The organism is Streptomyces sp. yr375 (assembly GCF_900110755.1).
In the GTDB taxonomy this organism is placed as follows: Bacteria; Actinomycetota; Actinomycetes; order Streptomycetales; family Streptomycetaceae; genus Streptomyces.
The window spans coordinates 184153-199761 of sequence record NZ_FOFF01000002.1 but is presented as its reverse complement, the minus strand read 5'-3'; the positions used below and the strand labels follow the sequence as shown (position 1 = coordinate 199761).

The 15609-nt window shown below is 72.0% G+C and carries 16 protein-coding genes; 13 read left to right on the top strand and 3 right to left on the bottom strand.

Annotation, left to right across the window (positions count from 1 at the left end; translation table 11 throughout):
- Positions 1–39: 39 nt before the first annotated feature.
- The 3 genes from BMZ82_RS03405 to BMZ82_RS03395 form a co-directional block, all read right to left on the bottom strand.
- Positions 40–1050, bottom strand: a complete 1011-nt coding sequence (locus BMZ82_RS03405; RefSeq protein WP_093771465.1) for a beta-ketoacyl-ACP synthase III — start codon at positions 1048–1050, stop codon at positions 40–42.
- A gap of 380 nt (positions 1051–1430) precedes the next feature.
- Positions 1431–2249, bottom strand: coding sequence for a helix-turn-helix transcriptional regulator (locus BMZ82_RS03400; RefSeq protein ID WP_256251734.1), 819 nt, complete (start codon positions 2247–2249; stop codon positions 1431–1433).
- A 155-nt stretch (positions 2250–2404) separates the two neighbouring features.
- The gene (locus BMZ82_RS03395; RefSeq protein ID WP_093771461.1) at positions 2405–3271 is read right to left on the bottom strand and encodes a thioesterase II family protein; all 867 of its coding nucleotides are present in this window, start codon (positions 3269–3271) and stop codon (positions 2405–2407) included.
- A 258-nt stretch (positions 3272–3529) separates the two neighbouring features.
- Here BMZ82_RS03395 and BMZ82_RS03390 point away from each other — a divergent pair, with 258 nt between their 5' ends.
- The 13 genes from BMZ82_RS03390 (at position 3530) to BMZ82_RS03330 (ending at position 15608) form a co-directional block, all read left to right on the top strand.
- Complete coding sequence (locus tag BMZ82_RS03390) at positions 3530–4390, top strand: helix-turn-helix transcriptional regulator (protein WP_093771459.1); 861 nt, start codon at positions 3530–3532, stop codon at positions 4388–4390.
- Between the two features lie 372 nt (positions 4391–4762).
- On the top strand, positions 4763–5005 hold the full coding sequence (locus BMZ82_RS03385; RefSeq protein WP_093771457.1) for an acyl carrier protein: 243 nt from the start codon (positions 4763–4765) through the stop codon (positions 5003–5005).
- A 132-nt stretch (positions 5006–5137) separates the two neighbouring features.
- Positions 5138–5758 (top strand): hypothetical protein, encoded by a 621-nt coding sequence (locus BMZ82_RS03380; RefSeq protein WP_093771455.1) that lies wholly within the window; start codon positions 5138–5140, stop codon positions 5756–5758.
- A complete protein-coding gene (locus tag BMZ82_RS03375; RefSeq protein ID WP_256251733.1) occupies positions 5751–6677 on the top strand; it encodes a hypothetical protein in 927 nt (308 codons plus the stop codon). Before BMZ82_RS03380 ends, BMZ82_RS03375 begins: the two co-directional genes overlap by 8 nt.
- A 72-nt stretch (positions 6678–6749) precedes the next feature.
- A complete protein-coding gene (locus BMZ82_RS03370) occupies positions 6750–6968 on the top strand; it encodes a tautomerase family protein (protein WP_093771453.1) in 219 nt (72 codons plus the stop codon).
- Between the two features lie 57 nt (positions 6969–7025).
- The gene (locus BMZ82_RS03365; protein ID WP_093771451.1) at positions 7026–7850 is read left to right on the top strand and encodes an AfsA-related hotdog domain-containing protein; all 825 of its coding nucleotides are present in this window, start codon (positions 7026–7028) and stop codon (positions 7848–7850) included.
- Between the two features lie 77 nt (positions 7851–7927).
- Complete coding sequence (locus BMZ82_RS03360; protein ID WP_093771449.1) at positions 7928–8608, top strand: HAD family hydrolase; 681 nt, start codon at positions 7928–7930, stop codon at positions 8606–8608.
- Positions 8605–9234 (top strand): hypothetical protein, encoded by a 630-nt coding sequence (locus tag BMZ82_RS03355; RefSeq protein ID WP_093771447.1) that lies wholly within the window; start codon positions 8605–8607, stop codon positions 9232–9234. The genes BMZ82_RS03360 and BMZ82_RS03355 overlap by 4 nt, the downstream gene beginning before the upstream one ends.
- A 401-nt stretch (positions 9235–9635) precedes the next feature.
- The gene (locus BMZ82_RS03350; protein ID WP_256251732.1) at positions 9636–11264 is read left to right on the top strand and encodes a GH3 family acyl-acid amido synthetase; all 1629 of its coding nucleotides are present in this window, start codon (positions 9636–9638) and stop codon (positions 11262–11264) included.
- A 42-nt stretch (positions 11265–11306) separates the two neighbouring features.
- The gene (locus BMZ82_RS03345; RefSeq protein ID WP_093771445.1) at positions 11307–12164 is read left to right on the top strand and encodes a class I SAM-dependent methyltransferase; all 858 of its coding nucleotides are present in this window, start codon (positions 11307–11309) and stop codon (positions 12162–12164) included.
- A 2-nt stretch (positions 12165–12166) separates the two neighbouring features.
- A complete protein-coding gene (locus BMZ82_RS03340) occupies positions 12167–13642 on the top strand; it encodes an NAD(P)/FAD-dependent oxidoreductase (protein WP_093771443.1) in 1476 nt (491 codons plus the stop codon).
- Positions 13636–14796: a hypothetical protein gene (locus BMZ82_RS03335; protein WP_093771441.1), complete on the top strand. Its 1161-nt coding sequence runs from the start codon at positions 13636–13638 to the stop codon at positions 14794–14796. The genes BMZ82_RS03340 and BMZ82_RS03335 overlap by 7 nt, the downstream gene beginning before the upstream one ends.
- Positions 14793–15608 (top strand): DUF6182 family protein, encoded by an 816-nt coding sequence (locus tag BMZ82_RS03330; protein ID WP_256251730.1) that lies wholly within the window; start codon positions 14793–14795, stop codon positions 15606–15608. The genes BMZ82_RS03335 and BMZ82_RS03330 overlap by 4 nt, the downstream gene beginning before the upstream one ends.
- The last annotated feature ends 1 nt before the right edge of the window (position 15609 follow it).

The following is a 15609-nucleotide window of genomic DNA, read 5'->3' as shown; positions in this document are numbered from 1 at the left end:
GGTCGTGCCTGACCGACGGCCGACGGGGACGGGCCGGGGTCAGTGCGGTACGACGGCGGGCCAGACCAGAGCGGTCGAACCCCAGGTCACACCGCCGCCGAAGGCGCTCATCAGCACCCGGTCGCCGGGGGTGATCAGGCCGCCGCTGACGGCGTCGGCGAGGGCCAGCGGGATGGAGGCGGCGGAGGTGTTGCCCACCCGGTCGAGGTTGACGACCGTCCGTTCCCTGGCCATCCCGAGCTGATCGGCCACGGCGTGCAGGATCCGTACGTTCGCCTGGTGACCGACGAACCAGTCCACCGACTCGGCCGCCCACCCGGCACGGTCGAGCATGGCCTGCGAGGAGGCCGCCATCCGCGTCACGGCGTGCCGGAACACCGGCTGGCCCTGCATGGTGAAGTACGAGTCGGCGGGCCGCGGCCCGGGCTCCTCGGCGCCGGTGGCCGGCTGCCGCGAACCGCCGCGCGGGACGACGATGAGGTCCTTCAACGAGCCGTCGCTGCCCAGGTCGTGGCCGAGCAGCGCACCCGGCTCCGCGGGGTCGCCGGCCCGCAGCACCACGGCCCCGGCGCCGTCGCCGAAGATGACCGACGTGGTGCGGTCCTGCGGGTTGAGGATCGTGGAGTACGTCTCCGCGCCGATGACCAGAACCCGTTCGGCGACACCGGAGGCGATGGCACCCGCCGCGGACGCCAGCGCGTACACGAACCCGCTGCACACGGCGGCGATGTCATAGGCCGCGACGGCCTCCAGGCCCAGCCGGGAGGCGACTTCGGGAGCCGTCGCCGGGCACGGGTGGTCCGGGGTGGTCGTGGCGAGGATCACCAGGTCGACGTCGCCGGAGCCCGCCGACTTGAGCGCCCGCGCGCCCGCCTCCACGGCCAGGTCGCCGGTGGCGGTGCCGGGGTCGGCCCAGTGCCGCCGGGTGATGCCCGTCCTGGTGCGGATCCACTCGTCCGAGGTGTCCAGGGTCCGGGAGATCTCCTCGTTGGTCACGACACGGGGCGGGAGATACGTCCCGAGCCCGGTGAGGACCGCTGCTCCGCTCATGCCGCGGCCTCCCGCACCGGGCGCCGGGCGTGCCGTAACTGTCGGTGGGACAACACATCCGTCAAGGGGGCCTCCATAGTCGCCGGTTCGGGAAGCCGCTCCCGGGCATGCCGGACGGGCCGGCCTCCGCCGGGCGGAGGGCGGCGGACGCGGCAGGGGCGTCACCGGCGGGCCTGGGACCCGGTCACCGGACGCGGCTTGTTACGAACGGCGCGGATGTTCGCGCCGTCTCGAAGACGTACGACGATTATCCGGCCGCCGACAGGCGGCTGCCAGACTGTACGGACGCTGTGGGCGCCCGCGGTGGTGGCGGGACCACCACCCTGCACGGCATACGAGGCCCAGGGCCCCGGCCGCGCGACGGACCGGGCCGTCGCCGGTCACGGCCGGGGACCGTCGACGCCCGGCGGCAGGTACACCAGCAGCCGGGTGCAGGCGGCCTCGTCCAGGTCCATGGTGAACAGCACGAACGGGAGGCGGCCGGCGACCGGGGAGTCCACCTCGACGGTGGTCGGCACGAACTCCTCGACCTCGTGACGGGCCCACAGCTCGGCGAAACGGGGGTCGTTCAGGGCGAGTTGGTCCGCCGTCTGCTCGTAGCGGGGATCGTCGGCGACGTACGAGGCCTGGAGCCGGTAGCGGGCGGTCATCGACCGGGCCACCTGGGGCCAGTTCGGATAGCGCGTGCCGTGGGATCCGGTGAACAGGCTGGTCAGGTAGTTGTGGTTGCCGTCGCGGCCCAGGCGCAGCATGTCGGCCGCCGGCCGGTTGACGGCGAGGACGTCCCAGTAGCGGTCGATGACGCACGCCGGGCCCGACAACTGGGTGTCCACCACCCGTTGGAACACCTCGGGGTCCGGGCTGCCGCCGCCCGACACGGGCAGCGGCGGGTTGGCGTCCGCGAGCCGGTACAGGTGGACCCGTTCGAGTTCACTGAGCCGCAGGGCGCGGCTGATCGCGTCCAGGATCCCGTCCGAGACCCGGATGGGGCGGCCCTGCTCCAGCCACGCGTACCAGGACGCGCTCACCCCGGCGAGGACCGCCACCTCCTCACGCCGCAGCCCCACCCGGGCGCGCCGGCCCACGGTCGCCAGCCCGACGTCCGCAGGGGAGAGCCCGGCGCGGCGGCTGCGCAGGAAGTGCGTCAGTTGGCTGCGTCGCTTGTTCTTGGTGTGGGTCCGGGAAGGCATGGCGTCCATGTCAACCGAATGTAGGTCGCCCATACACGGACTGTCAGCGGTGAGAATCACATCGCAGGCGGTTTGGAGAGGCCTTTCCCGGTGCATCAGACGCGCGAGGCGCTGTGCGAGAGATCGGCCCAAGTGGCCTACACCTAAAAGAACTTGACGATGCTTCAGCTCGCGTCCACCTCGAGTACACGTGTCAACTCCGCGAAGAACAGGTCCTTGTGCTCCCGATGGAAGAAGTGACCGCCAGGAAAGGCGTGCACCGAGAACCGCCCCCCTGCGTGGGCGCGCCATGCGGCAGCTTGCGCGGCGGAGACCAGGGGATCGCCGGTGCCGTACAGAACGTGCACCGGGCAGGGCAGCGGACGGTGCCCCGCCGTCGGATGTCTGTAGGTCCCACAGACATGGAGGTCTGCCCGCAGCCGGTCCGCGACGGCCCGCATCCGGCGGGGATCCTCCCGCACCAGCCGGCCGACCCCGTCGAGGCCCAGCAGCAGTTCGAGCGCGGCGTCGTCCGACAGGTCCCCGGTGAGGTGCGCCTCGGACGGCAGATGCGGCGCGCGGTGGGCGCCGGCCACGAAAAGGGCGGGTGGCCGCCGCCCCGCGGCGAGCTGCCGCTGCGCCACGCCGTAGGCGACCAGCGAACCCATGCTGTGCCCGTAGAACGCGTAGGGCTCGTCGAGGGCGGGAGCCAGTCGCCGGGTCACCTCGCCCACCAGCGCGTCCATCGTGGCGACGGCGCCGGGGTCGTCGGCGCGGGCGGACGGGCGCGGCGGCAGGGGCACCGGCACCACCTCCACGCCGCGCCCGAGCCGCTGCCCCCAGCCCGCGAAGGACCAGGCGCTGCCCCCCGCGTGATGGAAGCAGAACAGGCGAAGCCGGGCGGCCTCGCTTTTCGCAGGGGCACGCGTGGAGGTACTCGGGGAGGCACCCGTGGAGGTACGCGCGGGGGCACTCGTCGCCGTACCCGCGGCGGTGACCGTGACCGTGTCCGTGTCCGTGACCGCCGGGATGTTCGCCGCTGTGTGGACCATGGCCGCCAGTGTGACGCCGAAGACCGGCGGGAGGCAGTGCGTGCCGAACCGGGTACTGCCAACACCATCAGTCGAGACCGGCACCGATCACCGGAAAACACCGGAGTTACGCTTACCGACATTCTTCGTTACTTGAAAGTTCTAGTTGCGAGTCCGGCGGGGCGTCCAATACACTGCCGCCGTCGATTTCCGTAATGCTTGAAACTCGCACATGGCGGGAATTTCGACGCCGTGAGATCGAAGGAAAGAGGCCGATACATGCAGATGACTGCATCCCCCCCGGTATCCGGACTGTTACGACGAACAAAACTCCGGCATTTTCTGCGGGCCCGCCGGGCGCAAATATCACCGGAAGAAGTCGGGCTGGTGAACATGGAGCGGCGACGGACCCCCGGACTGCGCCGCGAGGAGGTGGCGGCCCTGGCCGGAGTCGGGGTGTCCTGGTACACCTGGCTCGAGCAGGGTCGGGACATCAACGTCTCGGAAGAGATCGTCAACGCCGTCGGCAACGCCCTGCGGCTCGAAGGCTGCGAGCGCGAGTATTTCTACCGGCTGGCCGGACACAATCCGCCGCAGCGCACGGAGAGCAACAGCCGGGACATCGTGTACGAACGGATGTGTGCGCTCGTCGAAGGCTGGGCGTCCAATCCGGCCTACATCACCGACCGGTACGGCCGCATCGAAATGGCGAGCCGTTCGGCGCGCTTCCTGTTCCGGGTCAACGCGAGCGGCGACAACTGCGTGGTGAAGTTCTTCACCGATGCGCCGACCCGCGAGAAGTATCCGGACGCGGCGGAGGTGGCGCGCGGGCTGGTGGCACAGTTCCGGGCGCAGTCGGCCCGCTTCCCGGACGACCCGGAGTTCGACCGCATCGCCGAGTCGCTGTGTGAGCGCAGCCCGCACTTCGCCGAGCTGTGGGAGTGCCACGAAGTCGACGACCGTCACCAGAACGTGCGCAAGATCGCGCATCCGCAGGCCGGGGTCATGGTCTTCGACCGCCTGGTGATGCGCGTGCCGGAGTGTCCCGAGTCACTCCTGACGCTGTACGTCGCCCAGCCCGGGACGGGTCTGGCCGAGCAGTCGCGCGGGTTGGTCGGCGCGCACGCCGAGGCCGCCTGAGCCGTACCCTGCTCTCACGCGGAACGCCGGCTCGGGACGCCGGCGTTTCTGCTTTCCCCACGCTTCCCCCCACCTTCCCCCACCTTCCCCTCGCCTGCCTCATACCCGTACGTCTTCCCGCGCGCCTTCCCGTACGTCTTCCCGTGCGTCTTCCCGTGCGAATACCCGTACGCGGGATCCCGTTCTCCGTGGAGGTGGTGTTCGCACCACCATGATCAGGAGACACTTCCTCTTCCGGTGCCGCGACTCCCAGGATGAATGCGGGACGCGGCGGAATTGACGTCGCTGAATTCCCCGGTCTTCAAGAACTGTCGTGCGCACAGTGCGGTGCGGTGCTGAAACAGTTCTTCCCAGGAATCTGCGGAGGAAGAAATGGGCAACTCGATCGTCAGCCGCATCGTGGTGGTACTGGCGGATCTGGACGTTCCGACCGCGAATGTCACGCCGGACACCACTTTCGAGGCCATGGAGATCGACTCGCTGCTGCTGGAAGAACTGGCGCTGCGTCTTCAGAAAAGTTTCGGCATCGAGATCGAGATGGGCGAACTCGTCCCCGAGCAGACCGTCGCCGAAGCGGCCACGGTGCTCGCGTCCAAGGGCGTCGCCGTAGCCTGACCCGCCCCACGCGGCGTCCACGAAGCGAATTCTCGCCATTCTTGCGCGGATCCAGGGCACATCCCGGACGGATCCCTCACGTTCCACCGCGTCCAACCGCGTTCCACGACGTTCCACTTGAGAGGAATACCGATGTCTTCCACCCTGCTCGTGCTCAACGAAGTCGCCGTGGCCCCCGGGAGGGTGGACCAGGTGGTGGCCGAGTGGAGCGAACTGAACCAGAAGGAGCCGGTGGCCGGCCGCGCGCTGCTGCGCAGCCTGGACGACGACAACCTCCTGGAGATCACCCCCGTCGCGGACCTCGCGGAGCTGGCCGCGCTGAACACCGTCTGGCAGCAGCTCTGGGAGCGCGTGTCGGCGGACCTCGTCACGGACTTCCGGCGCCAGCTCCTGGACTTCGTCGAGGCGCCGAAGGACACCGCCGACCCGCTGCCGCAGACCCCGTACGTGCAGCTTCGGCACATCGAGGTGAAGCCGCGGGAGTACGCGGCCTACCGCGAGTGGCGGGAGAACACCATCTTCGACGTCGTCCGGCGCGCGGACCAGGTCAAGGCGTTCCTGGCCTACCACTCGCTGCTCAGCTCCGAGCCGGGCGTGATGTTCGTGTCCGGTTTCGAGTGCGAGCCGGCCGAGTACCAGAAGGTCTTCACGTCGCCCGAGTACCAGCAGATCGTGCAGCAGGCGGGCGACCGCTACATCGTGGGCGGCACGAGCGGCCTGTACACCCGCGTCTACAAGCGCGTCGATGCCTGAGACCGCCACGGTGAGCGCCCCGGCGGCCGGCCCGGTGACCGGTGCGACCGACCTCGCCACCCCGAACCGCAAAGAGACGCACGAGCTGAGCCTCACGACCCAGGGCCCGCTGTACCCGCCGAGTGAAGTCATGGACGGCGACGGCAACTTCGTGGTGGTGGGCCTGATCAACCGGCCCGGCGGGGCGGGGGCGGTGCCCGAGTGGGGCGCGGCCGTGGTCTCCCCGGGCAGTCCGGTCCCCGAGTTCGGCCGCCTCGCCCCGTACACGGTGCTGCGCGAGCTGGACACCGACCCCGACGGGGCGGACCGGGACGTCGTACTGCACACGCTGCCGCTGCCGCTGCCGTGCAACAACTACCCGATGGTGTTCGCGCCCGAGCAACTGCCCGACGCCGGCAAGGTCGAGCGGCCGAGTCACGCCTTCCACGAGGTGCCGATCCCGGACCTGCGTCCGGAGGACGGCCCCAAGGTCGTCGAGCCGGTGACGTTCGGCGACTGGATGCGGGCGAGCGGCACCCTGGAGGTCGGGGTCACCGCGGACGGCCACAGCGGGACGTTCGACTTCGCGTTCTCCCGGCTCGTCCCGGACAGCGTGTACACGATCATGTCGCTGCGCGCCCACGACCTCGATCCGGCCGGGCCGACCCGACCGGGCCCGCTCGGCGTGCCGAACGTGTTCGTCACGGACGCGGACGGTTCCGGCCGCTACCACGCGACGATGCCGAACCCGTTCCCCGACCCGGAGCTGCCCGGCGCCAACCGGATCATCAACGTGGTCGTGCTGTGGATGAGCTACCAGCGCAGCTACGGCGGCGCCATCGGGGAGTTCGGGCTCGGCGGGGACATCCACGCCCACCTCAAGCTGCGCGGCCCGTCCTTTAAGGACCTGCGCACCACCGAGGCCCCACGAAACACCTGAAGTACCTGAGACACCTGCGGCACCTGAGAAACCGGAAAGTACCAGCGCACCAGAGAGCACAAGAGAGGTCGCATGCCCATCATCTCCGTCACCACCTGGGACGGTCAGGACGACGCCCAGAGCCAGGAACTCCTGGAGGAGCTGACCCGGACCGTCCGGCGCGTCACGGGAGCACCGCTGGACAAGATCACCGTCTACATCCAGGAGGTGCCGCGCAACCGCTGGGCGGAGGGGGGAGCCCTGGGCAGCGACCCGAAGTTCCCGGAACTGAGCCGGCGGCTGTCCGAGTAGCGGGCCGAGACGACCACCAGGAGAGACCGAGCAGGAGAACGGGAGAGGCGAAGACCCATGCCCCAGGAGACATCCCAGGCCGCCGAAGCCACACCGGACACGCTGTTCCTCGTGGGCGACGTGTTCGCCGAATTCGCCCACCACTCAGGTGTGCTGACGGTCTCTCAGCTCACCCGGCAGATCAGGAACGGGACGTTCCCGGAGGGCGCCGACGTGGTCCGGGTGACGCCGGGGCAGGGCGTCTCGCTGTTCGACGTCCAGTTCGTGCAGGACACCCTGGCCCGGCGCGGCCTCGCGCAGCGGGTCGTCATCGACGACCGGCCGCTGCACGCCCGGGCCGGCCGGGAGATCGCGCACAAGCACCGCCCGGAGAACGTGCTGATCTCCTGGCCGCGGCTGGTCCGCGCCGACCTGTTCGAGGCGGACCTGCTGGTGGACGCCGCCAACGAGGTGATGTCCGACCATGTCACCGGACAGCACATGCAGGGCATGCTGGCCATGGAGGCCGGGCGGCAGATGTTCATCGCGGTGGCCGAGCAGTTCTACCTGGCGCACGAGGCGGTCGGCAACAGTTACTTCGTCATCGACTCGTTCGCCACGCGGTATCGCAACTTCCTCTTCCCGCTGCCCGCGGTGGTGCGGTGCGAGGTCCTCGCCCACCGCACCCCGCACCGCACCCGCACGTCGTTCCACTGCGAACTCTCCGTGAGCCAGGGCGGATCGGCCGCCGCGGAGATGGAGGTCCGGTTCACCGCGTTCGAGACCGGCGTCTCCCACACCAAGGAGACCAAGGCGGCCGGGCGGTCCCTCCAGGACTGCGTGACGCTGGAGGCCGCGGCAGCGGCGGCGAATCCGGAACGGACCGAGATCCGTACGCCATGACCATGACGGACAGCCAGCCCTGAGTCGGCGGCCCGTGTGCGGCGGGCCGCCGACCGTCAGGACAAGGAGCCCAGCAGATGACAGACACCGACCGGCCCTACGTCGTCTTCAGCGACGTCGACGAGACGCTGATCACCGTCAAGAGCATGTTCGACTTCCTGCACTACCAGTTGGTGCGCCGGCAGGGGACGGCCGGGGAGGAGGAGTACGAGCGGATCATGGCCGTGATCCGCGCGCGCTCCGCCGACGGGACGCCCCGCGCGGACATCAACCGCTTCTACTACAGCCACTACACGGACGAGTCGGCGGAGACGATCGCGGCGCTGGCGGACGACTGGTTCGCCGAACGCTCCTCGTCCACCCGGGGGTTCTACATCGACTCCACGCGCGAAGCGCTGCGCGCGCACCGGGCGGCGGGCGCGAGCGTCGTCCTGGTGTCCGGCTCGTTCCCGCCGCTGCTGGAGCCGCTGGCCCGCGAGGTGGGGGCCGACGCGGTCCTGTGCACCCGCCCGCGGATCGTGGCCGGCCGCTACACCGGCGAGGTCGACACCCCGGTCATCGGCGAGGGCAAACGGGCCGCGGTGCTACGGCAGTTGGCGGCGCGGCCCGATGTCGACCCGCGTGACTGCCACGCCTACGGGGACCACATCTCGGACCTGCCCATGCTGGAACTGGTGGGGCATCCGGTCGTGGTCGGCGACGACAGCGAGCTGCGCGAGGCTCTGGCACAGCTCTCGACGAGCGTGCGTACGGCATGAGCGAGCGTCGGTTCTGCGTGCTGCTGGGGCCCGACGGGGCCGGTAAGTCGTCGGTCATGGGGCAACTGGCCGAGGCGCTGCCCGAGTGGCGGATGGTGTCGACGGACAGCGCGTTCGTCGCACCCGAGCACGCGCTGGTCAGCCGGCTCCGGCGCGACCTGCACGACCATCTGCTGCCGGGCCTGGGCACCGCCTACTCGGTGGACTTCCTGGCCAGCGTGCTGCAGACGGCCGTCGTGTACGTCCGCGACCAGGTGGCGGGCGGGGATCCGCGGACGCCGGTGCTCGTGGACTCGTACTACTACAAGATCCTGGCGAAGTGCCGGCTGGCGGGCGTCGGGGACAGCCGCCTGTACTCCTGGTGGCGCGAGTTCCCGCAGCCGAGCCGGGTGGTCTTCCTCGACGTCTCCCCCGAGTCGGCCTGGCGCCGCCGCGGCGACGGCGCCCAGCTCAACATCCTCGAACACGACGGCGCCGACGCCGACTGGCCAGGCTTCGAGCGCTACCAGAAAAACCTACGCAAGCTACTCCTGGAGGAAACAAGCGCCCTGCCGCTGACAATCCTCCGAGAACAACCCGACGCCACCCACACGACCAAAGCGGTACGGGAGGCACTGACCTCGTGACCATCTCCCCACCCCCCAACAACGCCCCCTCGGTCCCCGGCAACACACCATCGGCCCCCAGGAACACGCCTTCGGCCACCGTGACCACTCCAGCGGCCCCCGGCAACACCCCTTCGGCCGCCGTGACCACTCCGGCAACCCCCGGCAACACCCCGTCGGCCACCGTGACCACACCGGCGGCCCCCGGCAACACACCTCAGACCCCCGTGCCTACCCCTTCGGCCACCGTGACCACTCCAGCGGCCCCCGGGAACACGTCTGCGGCCCCCGTGACCACTCCGGCGGCCACCGGCAACACGACCCCGGCCCCCCTGACCACACCTCCGACCCCCGCCGCCACTCCGTCCGCCCCCGCCTCCGTCTGGCACGCACCCGGGCACAACGGGCGTTACCGTGCGCGAGTGTTCGCCGCGCGGGAGCGGCTGGTGGGGGAGCATGCTGATCTGCGGGGGGTGCAGAAGCGGGTTCTTGCCGACCTGTTGGAGTTCAATGGCGGCACCGAGTTCGGGCGGCGGCACGGGTTCGGGCGGATCCGTACGATCGACGACTTCCGGCGGGCCGTCCCGGTGCAGGACTACGCCGCGCACGCCCCGCTCATCGAGCGGACGGCCGCCGGCGAGCGCAACCTGCTGTCGGCCGACACCCCGGTCGTCTACTTCACCAGCAGCGGCAGCACCGGCGCGCACAAGAAGGTGCCGGTCACCCCGCGCTTCATGAGTACGACGTTCATGCCGTTCTACTTCGCCGCCTGGGCGCCGTTGATCGAGCACTTCCCGGAGGTGCTGGAGCGGCCGGACGCCGTCCTGAACCTCAAGCACGATCCGCTGTCGGCCCCGCCCACCACCACCGACGGCCGGCCCCATGTGGGCGCCAGCCAGGTCGACTTCGGCGCGCGGTTCGGCGAACCCCTGTCCGCCGAGCCCGGCACGGGCGCGCCGTGGGCGACGCTGCCGGTGCCGACCGACCCCGGCGACCACCTCGAACGAGCCTATCTGCGGCTCAGGTTGGCGGTGCAGAGCGATCTGCGCTGTCTGATCGGCATCAACCCGGCGATGATCGCCGCCGTCCCCCACCAGCTCAACCTGTGGTGGCCGCGGATCGTCAAGGAGGTCCGCGACGGCACCCTCGGCGGCCTTCCGCACGGTTCGCCGGACCCCGGCCGCGCGGCCGAACTCGAGCGGCTGGCCGACTACTTCGGGACCGTGCGCCCCGCCCACGTGTGGCCCCGGCTGCGTGCCCTGTTCTGCTGGACCACCGGGGTGGCGTCCCTGTATCTGCCCGCGCTGCGCGAGGAGTTCGGCGCCGGCGTCACCGCGCTGCCCGCGCCGGTGGCCGCCTCGGAGGGGCCGGTCGGGGTGGCGCTGGACCGGCACGCGTCGGCCGGCGCACTCGTCGCGTCGGCGTCGGTGTACGAGTTCGTGCCCGCCGACCAGGATCTCGCCCCCGACTCGGCGACCCTGCTGCCGCACGAGCTGGAGGCGGGCCAGGACTACCACGTGCTCTTCAGCCATGTCGGCGGCCTGTACCGCTACGCGGTCGGCGACGTGGTCCGGGTCGTGGACCGGGTCGGCGGCGCGCCCCGCGTGGAGTACGCGGGCCGCGGCGGCCGGTGCGACGCGGCCGGGGAACGGCTGCGGGACGCCCAGGTCGTCCGGGCCCTCGCCGCGGCGCTGGACTCCGGCGGGCTCGCGCTGCGCAACGTGGCGTGCCGGGTCGAACCGACGGCGGACGGCACCCCGCACCACCTCTTCGCCATCGCCCCCCACACGCCCTGGAGCAGCGCCGAGACCGACCGTTTCGGCCAGGCGCTGGACCGTGCCCTGACGGCGGAGTCCGCCGGGTACGCGACGGCCCGGGCGGCGGGCCGGCTCGGGGCGCCCACCGTACGGCTGCTGGACGCCGAGGCGTTCGTCCGCGACTGGCACGCGGCGGTCGGCACCGGGATCCGCCCGACCCAGGTCAAGGACCGCCTGTTCAGGCAGGACGACGCCCTCTGGCAGCGCCTGACCGGCACGCCGGGCAACGCCTGACCCACCGCCAGCCCGAACCTCCCCCACGACGAGGAGCCACCCCTGATGCCCGTGCTCAACCCCGTCGAACGGACCGCCCTGCTCACCGCCGCCCTGCGGGCCGCCGAGACCCGCCGCGGGGACCGGCTGTACGAGGACCCGTACGCCGCCGGCCTGGTCGGCGACGCCGGCGCCGGACTGCTGGCCGAGATCCGCGCCGCGACCTTCCCGCCGGACCGGCCGCGGTCCCTGCCCAGCACCCCCGACTACAACGCCATCCGCACCCGGTTCTTCGACGACCTGCTCCAACACGCCGCCCACGCACCGGAGACGACCCAGATCGTGCTGGCCCCTGCGGGCATGGACTCGCGCGCCTACCGGCTGCCGTGGCCGTCGCACATCCGCTACTTCGAGGTCGACCGCCCGGCGGTGCTCGAGTTCAAGGCCGACCGGCTCGACGGCGTCCGGCCCCGGGTGGACCACCGTACGGTCGCCGTCGACCTCACCGCCGACGACTGGGAGGACCGTCTCGTCGCGGCCGGCTACGACCCCTCCGTACCCTCCACCTGGCTGCTGGAAGGGCTGCTCTACTACATCCCCGAGGCCGACGCGCACCGCATGCTGGAGCGGGTCGCCGCCATCTCCGCGCCCGGCAGCCGGATCGCCGCCGACATCGTCAACCAGGCCGCCCTGACGCTCCCTCACATGCGGGGCCTGCTCGACGTCTTCGCGGGCTGGGGCTGCCCCTGGGTGTTCGGCACCGACGAGCCCGAGGAACTGTTCGAGAGCTACGGGTTCGACGTCCGCGCCGTCCAACCGGGCGAGCCCGACGCCGACTTCGGGCGGTGGCCGGACCCGGTGCCGCCGCGCGAGGTGAAGGACGTCCGCCGGGTGTTCTTCGTGCACGGCAGGCGTCGCTGACCATGGCGGCCATCGTGATCGCGGGCGGCGGCGTCGCCGGCCTCGCTTTGGCCCTCGCGCTCGGCGGGCGCGGCCACCGGGTGCGGGTGCTGGAGCGGAGCGAGCCGCCGCCGGACGGGCCGGTCGTCAAGAGCGCGGAGCTGTGGCGGCGGCCCACGGTCGCGCAGGCCGCCCATGACCACATCCTGAACTCGCTCGGCGTCCGGATGCTGCGCCGCCACGCGCCGGCCGTCCTGGCCGCGGCGCTGGAGGAGGGGGCCAGGCTCCTCGACCTCACCGCCGTCGCGCCCGCCGGTCCCCGGCAGCCCGGCGACGACGACCTGGTCACGCTGGTCGTCCGGCGTCCCGTCCTGGACGTCGTACTGCACCGGGCCGCAGCGGCGCAGTCCGGCGTGAGCGTCAGTCACCGCAGCACGGTCGCCGGGCTGCTGACGGCGCCGGACGGGCCGGCGGGGCGGCGGGTGACGGGTGTCGTGACGCGGGCCGGTGAGACGATCGCGGCCGATCTGGTCGTGGACGCCACCGGCCGCGCGTCGGCCTCCCGGTCCTGGCTCGCCGCGGCGGGTTTCCCGGTGCCGGACGACCTGACCGGGCCCTCCCGGCTGCGCGCCTTCGGCCGCTTCTACCGGCTGCGCGACCCCGACGCCCCACCGCCCGGCCCGCTCAACCGGGGCAACGCGGCGGGCGGCGTCTGGGACCACTACTCCGCCGTCCTGCACCCGGCGGACAACGACGTCTTCGCGATCACCTTCGGCACCCTGCCCGGCGACCGCGCGACGACGGCGCTGCGCACCCCGGAGGCCTTCACCGCCGCCTGCCGGCTCTCGCCGTATCTGGCGGACTGGGTCGACGAGGACGTCGCCCGGCCGCTCGGCCCGGTACGGGTCATCGGCATGCCGCCGAACATCCTGCGCGGCACGGCCACCGGCCACCGCCCCCCGGTCACCGGGCTCCTCCAGGCGGGAGACGCCGCCTGTGTCACCGACCCGATGTTCGGCCGCGGCATGTCCCTGGCCCTCGCGCACGCCTTCGCCCTCGCCGAACTGCTCGACCGACTGCTCGACGAGCACCCGACGGCGGACGAGCGGCTGAGCCGGGCGGCGGCGGCCCTCGTCGGACGGCTGCTGCGCCCCTGGTACGACCAGGCCGTGCACGACTCCTGGACGCGGGTCTCCCGCTGGCGGGCGGCGGCCGGCGCTCCCCCGGCCCCCACGGCGGCGCGGCCCGCGCCGCCCGTGCCCGGGCACCTCACGGCGGCCGCGATGACGGCGGCGGCCACCGACCCCACCGTATGGCGGGGCGTCACCCGCATGCAGACGAGCCTGCGCACGCCCACAGAGGTCTTCGCCGACGAGGACTTCCAGGCCCGGCTGCGGGCCGCGACGGACACGCACGCGCCGTCCGCCCCGCCCGGCCCCCGGCCGCCGACCCATCCCGAACTGAGCCACGCCATCGCCGCCCCGAAAGGAGGATGTTGACGGTGCCGCCTCGCAAGAACGTCCTGCTGGCGCCGGTCACGGTCACCCCCACGAAACCGCTGACCCCCAGCCACCTCAAAGGCCTGCTGTGGACCGACGTGATGTTCCGGGCCACCGCGCCGCTCGCCGAGGTCACCTACCGCTACAGCCACACCACCTACCACGTCACCGAACAGACCGTCGGCTTCTGGGAGTACCTCGACCGCACCCACGGCGAGACCGACTACACGCGGCTCTCCGAGGAGGACATCGGCGACCTCTACGTCCGCTACCGGTCCGAGGCCGAGCGCCAGGACGCCGACGTCCTGCGGCCCTACCGGGACGCCGTCGAGCACGGCGGCTGGGTGCATCCGGCCAGCGAGCGGATGCTGCGGCTGTGGGCCGGGCACTACGCGCGGCTGGGGATGCACGACCCCGGTCTCCAGGAGCACCAGCCGCCCGGCCTGCGCCTCGACGAGATGATCGAGCGGCTCGCCGCCGTGGGCCTGGTCCTCGACCAGCGGCACTGCGGCGGCCCCGTCTACCTGGACGCCACCCGGTACGGCATGCCGCTGCGCCGGATCGTCACGTCGGACGGCCGCCCCAACTACCTCGCCTGCGCGCTGCGTGAACTGGTCCCGCTCGTGCCCTGGTACGACGAGGTCGTGCTGCTGCACGACCCCGAACTCGACGCGGACTACCAGCTCTTGAACCGGGTGCTGAGCACGCTGGGGCCGCCCGTGCGCCGGGTGCCGATCGGCCGGGTGCCCATCGACGGCAAGATCACCTCGGCCCGGCACGGCGGCTGGCGCGACCACACGGCCGGCGCGCTGCTACGGGCCGCAACCGACGTGATCGACGCAGACGTAGGCCGAGACGGCAACGGCGATGAGGGCGCGGGCGCGCTGCGGCTCGGTATGCGGCTGTACTTCATCGCGACCCTCGGTCCCGGGCAGCGCCAGTCGTTCCGCCACGACCTGCTGCGGCACTGCATGACCGTGGCCGCCCGGCTCCTGGAGCGCTCCAGGGCGGCCGTCGCGGGCGAGCTGTCCGACGCGCTCGACCGGCACCGCCGGGACCACACCTACGTCGACCCCTACCGGCTGACCTGCTCGCTCCTGGGCAAGGGCCGGCCCGCTCCCGATCCCGGACTCCTGTCGGCGGTGTTCCTGTGACCCGTTCCCTCGACCCCGTCTCCGCCGCGCTGCTCGCGCCGCCGCCCCCGCCCCCGCCCTACCCGCTGTCCTCGGAGGCCCTGCTCAAGTCGGCCGTGGACCGGGTGCGGACCGCCCGCCCGGAGCTGGCGGACCGGCTCGACCTGTCCAGCCCGCAGGCCCTGCGCACCGCCCGGGCCGCATTCCACGACGCCGGCGCGGTACGCCACGACGACGTGCTGGCCGTGGTCGTCATCGGCCGGCTCGACCTGGCGTCGTGGGTGCGCGAGACGTGCGCCTTCGCCCTCGGTCTGACACCCGAGACGCAGGCCGTGTGGCGGCGCTCCTTCACCCGTACCGTCTACCTGGCCGGCAGCCCGCCCAACCTCCGCGAGCGGTTCGCCTTCGCACACGTCGCCGCCGACGGCTCGGTGGCCTGGGCCGGACCGGCGGCGGGCGCGGCGACGGCCACCCTGCGCCGGCTGCTCAAGTCCTTCGAGGCGTCGCACGAACTGTCCGGCCGCCCGTCGGCCACCGTGACCGTGCCCGGCCGCCCGCGCTCGCGCCCGGCGGTCCACCGCGAGCTGTACGTCGCCACCGCGAAGGTCGGCGTGACGGACGCGCTCGTGCACGTCAACCATCTCGTCGCCGAAGCCGTCCTGGACGGGCTGATCGGCCCCGGCGACCGGCTGACGCTGCGCTTCGTGCCCCGTCTGACCGGCCTCACCGGCCCGGCCGGCCCGGACTCGCGCTTCGCGATGCTGCGCGTCGACACCGACGTCCACCGCCCGGACGAACTCCAGGCATACGCCGGACTGACCACGGAGGTCTGAA

Excerpts from the sequence above, each read along its gene's own strand:
- BMZ82_RS03405 (WP_093771465.1), bottom strand. The coding sequence starts at position 1,050 with ATGAGCGGAGCAGCGGTCCTCACCGGGCTCGGGACGTATCTCCCGCCC.
- BMZ82_RS03400 (WP_256251734.1), bottom strand. The coding sequence starts at position 2,249 with ATGGACGCCATGCCTTCCCGGACCCACACCAAGAACAAGCGACGCAGC.
- BMZ82_RS03395 (WP_093771461.1), bottom strand. The coding sequence starts at position 3,271 with ATGGTCCACACAGCGGCGAACATCCCGGCGGTCACGGACACGGACACG.
- BMZ82_RS03390 (WP_093771459.1), top strand. The coding sequence starts at position 3,530 with ATGCAGATGACTGCATCCCCCCCGGTATCCGGACTGTTACGACGAACA.
- BMZ82_RS03385 (WP_093771457.1), top strand. The coding sequence starts at position 4,763 with ATGGGCAACTCGATCGTCAGCCGCATCGTGGTGGTACTGGCGGATCTG.
- BMZ82_RS03380 (WP_093771455.1), top strand. The coding sequence starts at position 5,138 with ATGTCTTCCACCCTGCTCGTGCTCAACGAAGTCGCCGTGGCCCCCGGG.
- BMZ82_RS03375 (WP_256251733.1), top strand. The coding sequence starts at position 5,751 with ATGCCTGAGACCGCCACGGTGAGCGCCCCGGCGGCCGGCCCGGTGACC.
- BMZ82_RS03370 (WP_093771453.1), top strand. The coding sequence starts at position 6,750 with ATGCCCATCATCTCCGTCACCACCTGGGACGGTCAGGACGACGCCCAG.
- BMZ82_RS03365 (WP_093771451.1), top strand. The coding sequence starts at position 7,026 with ATGCCCCAGGAGACATCCCAGGCCGCCGAAGCCACACCGGACACGCTG.
- BMZ82_RS03360 (WP_093771449.1), top strand. The coding sequence starts at position 7,928 with ATGACAGACACCGACCGGCCCTACGTCGTCTTCAGCGACGTCGACGAG.
- BMZ82_RS03355 (WP_093771447.1), top strand. The coding sequence starts at position 8,605 with ATGAGCGAGCGTCGGTTCTGCGTGCTGCTGGGGCCCGACGGGGCCGGT.
- BMZ82_RS03340 (WP_093771443.1), top strand. The coding sequence starts at position 12,167 with ATGGCGGCCATCGTGATCGCGGGCGGCGGCGTCGCCGGCCTCGCTTTG.
- BMZ82_RS03335 (WP_093771441.1), top strand. The coding sequence starts at position 13,636 with ATGTTGACGGTGCCGCCTCGCAAGAACGTCCTGCTGGCGCCGGTCACG.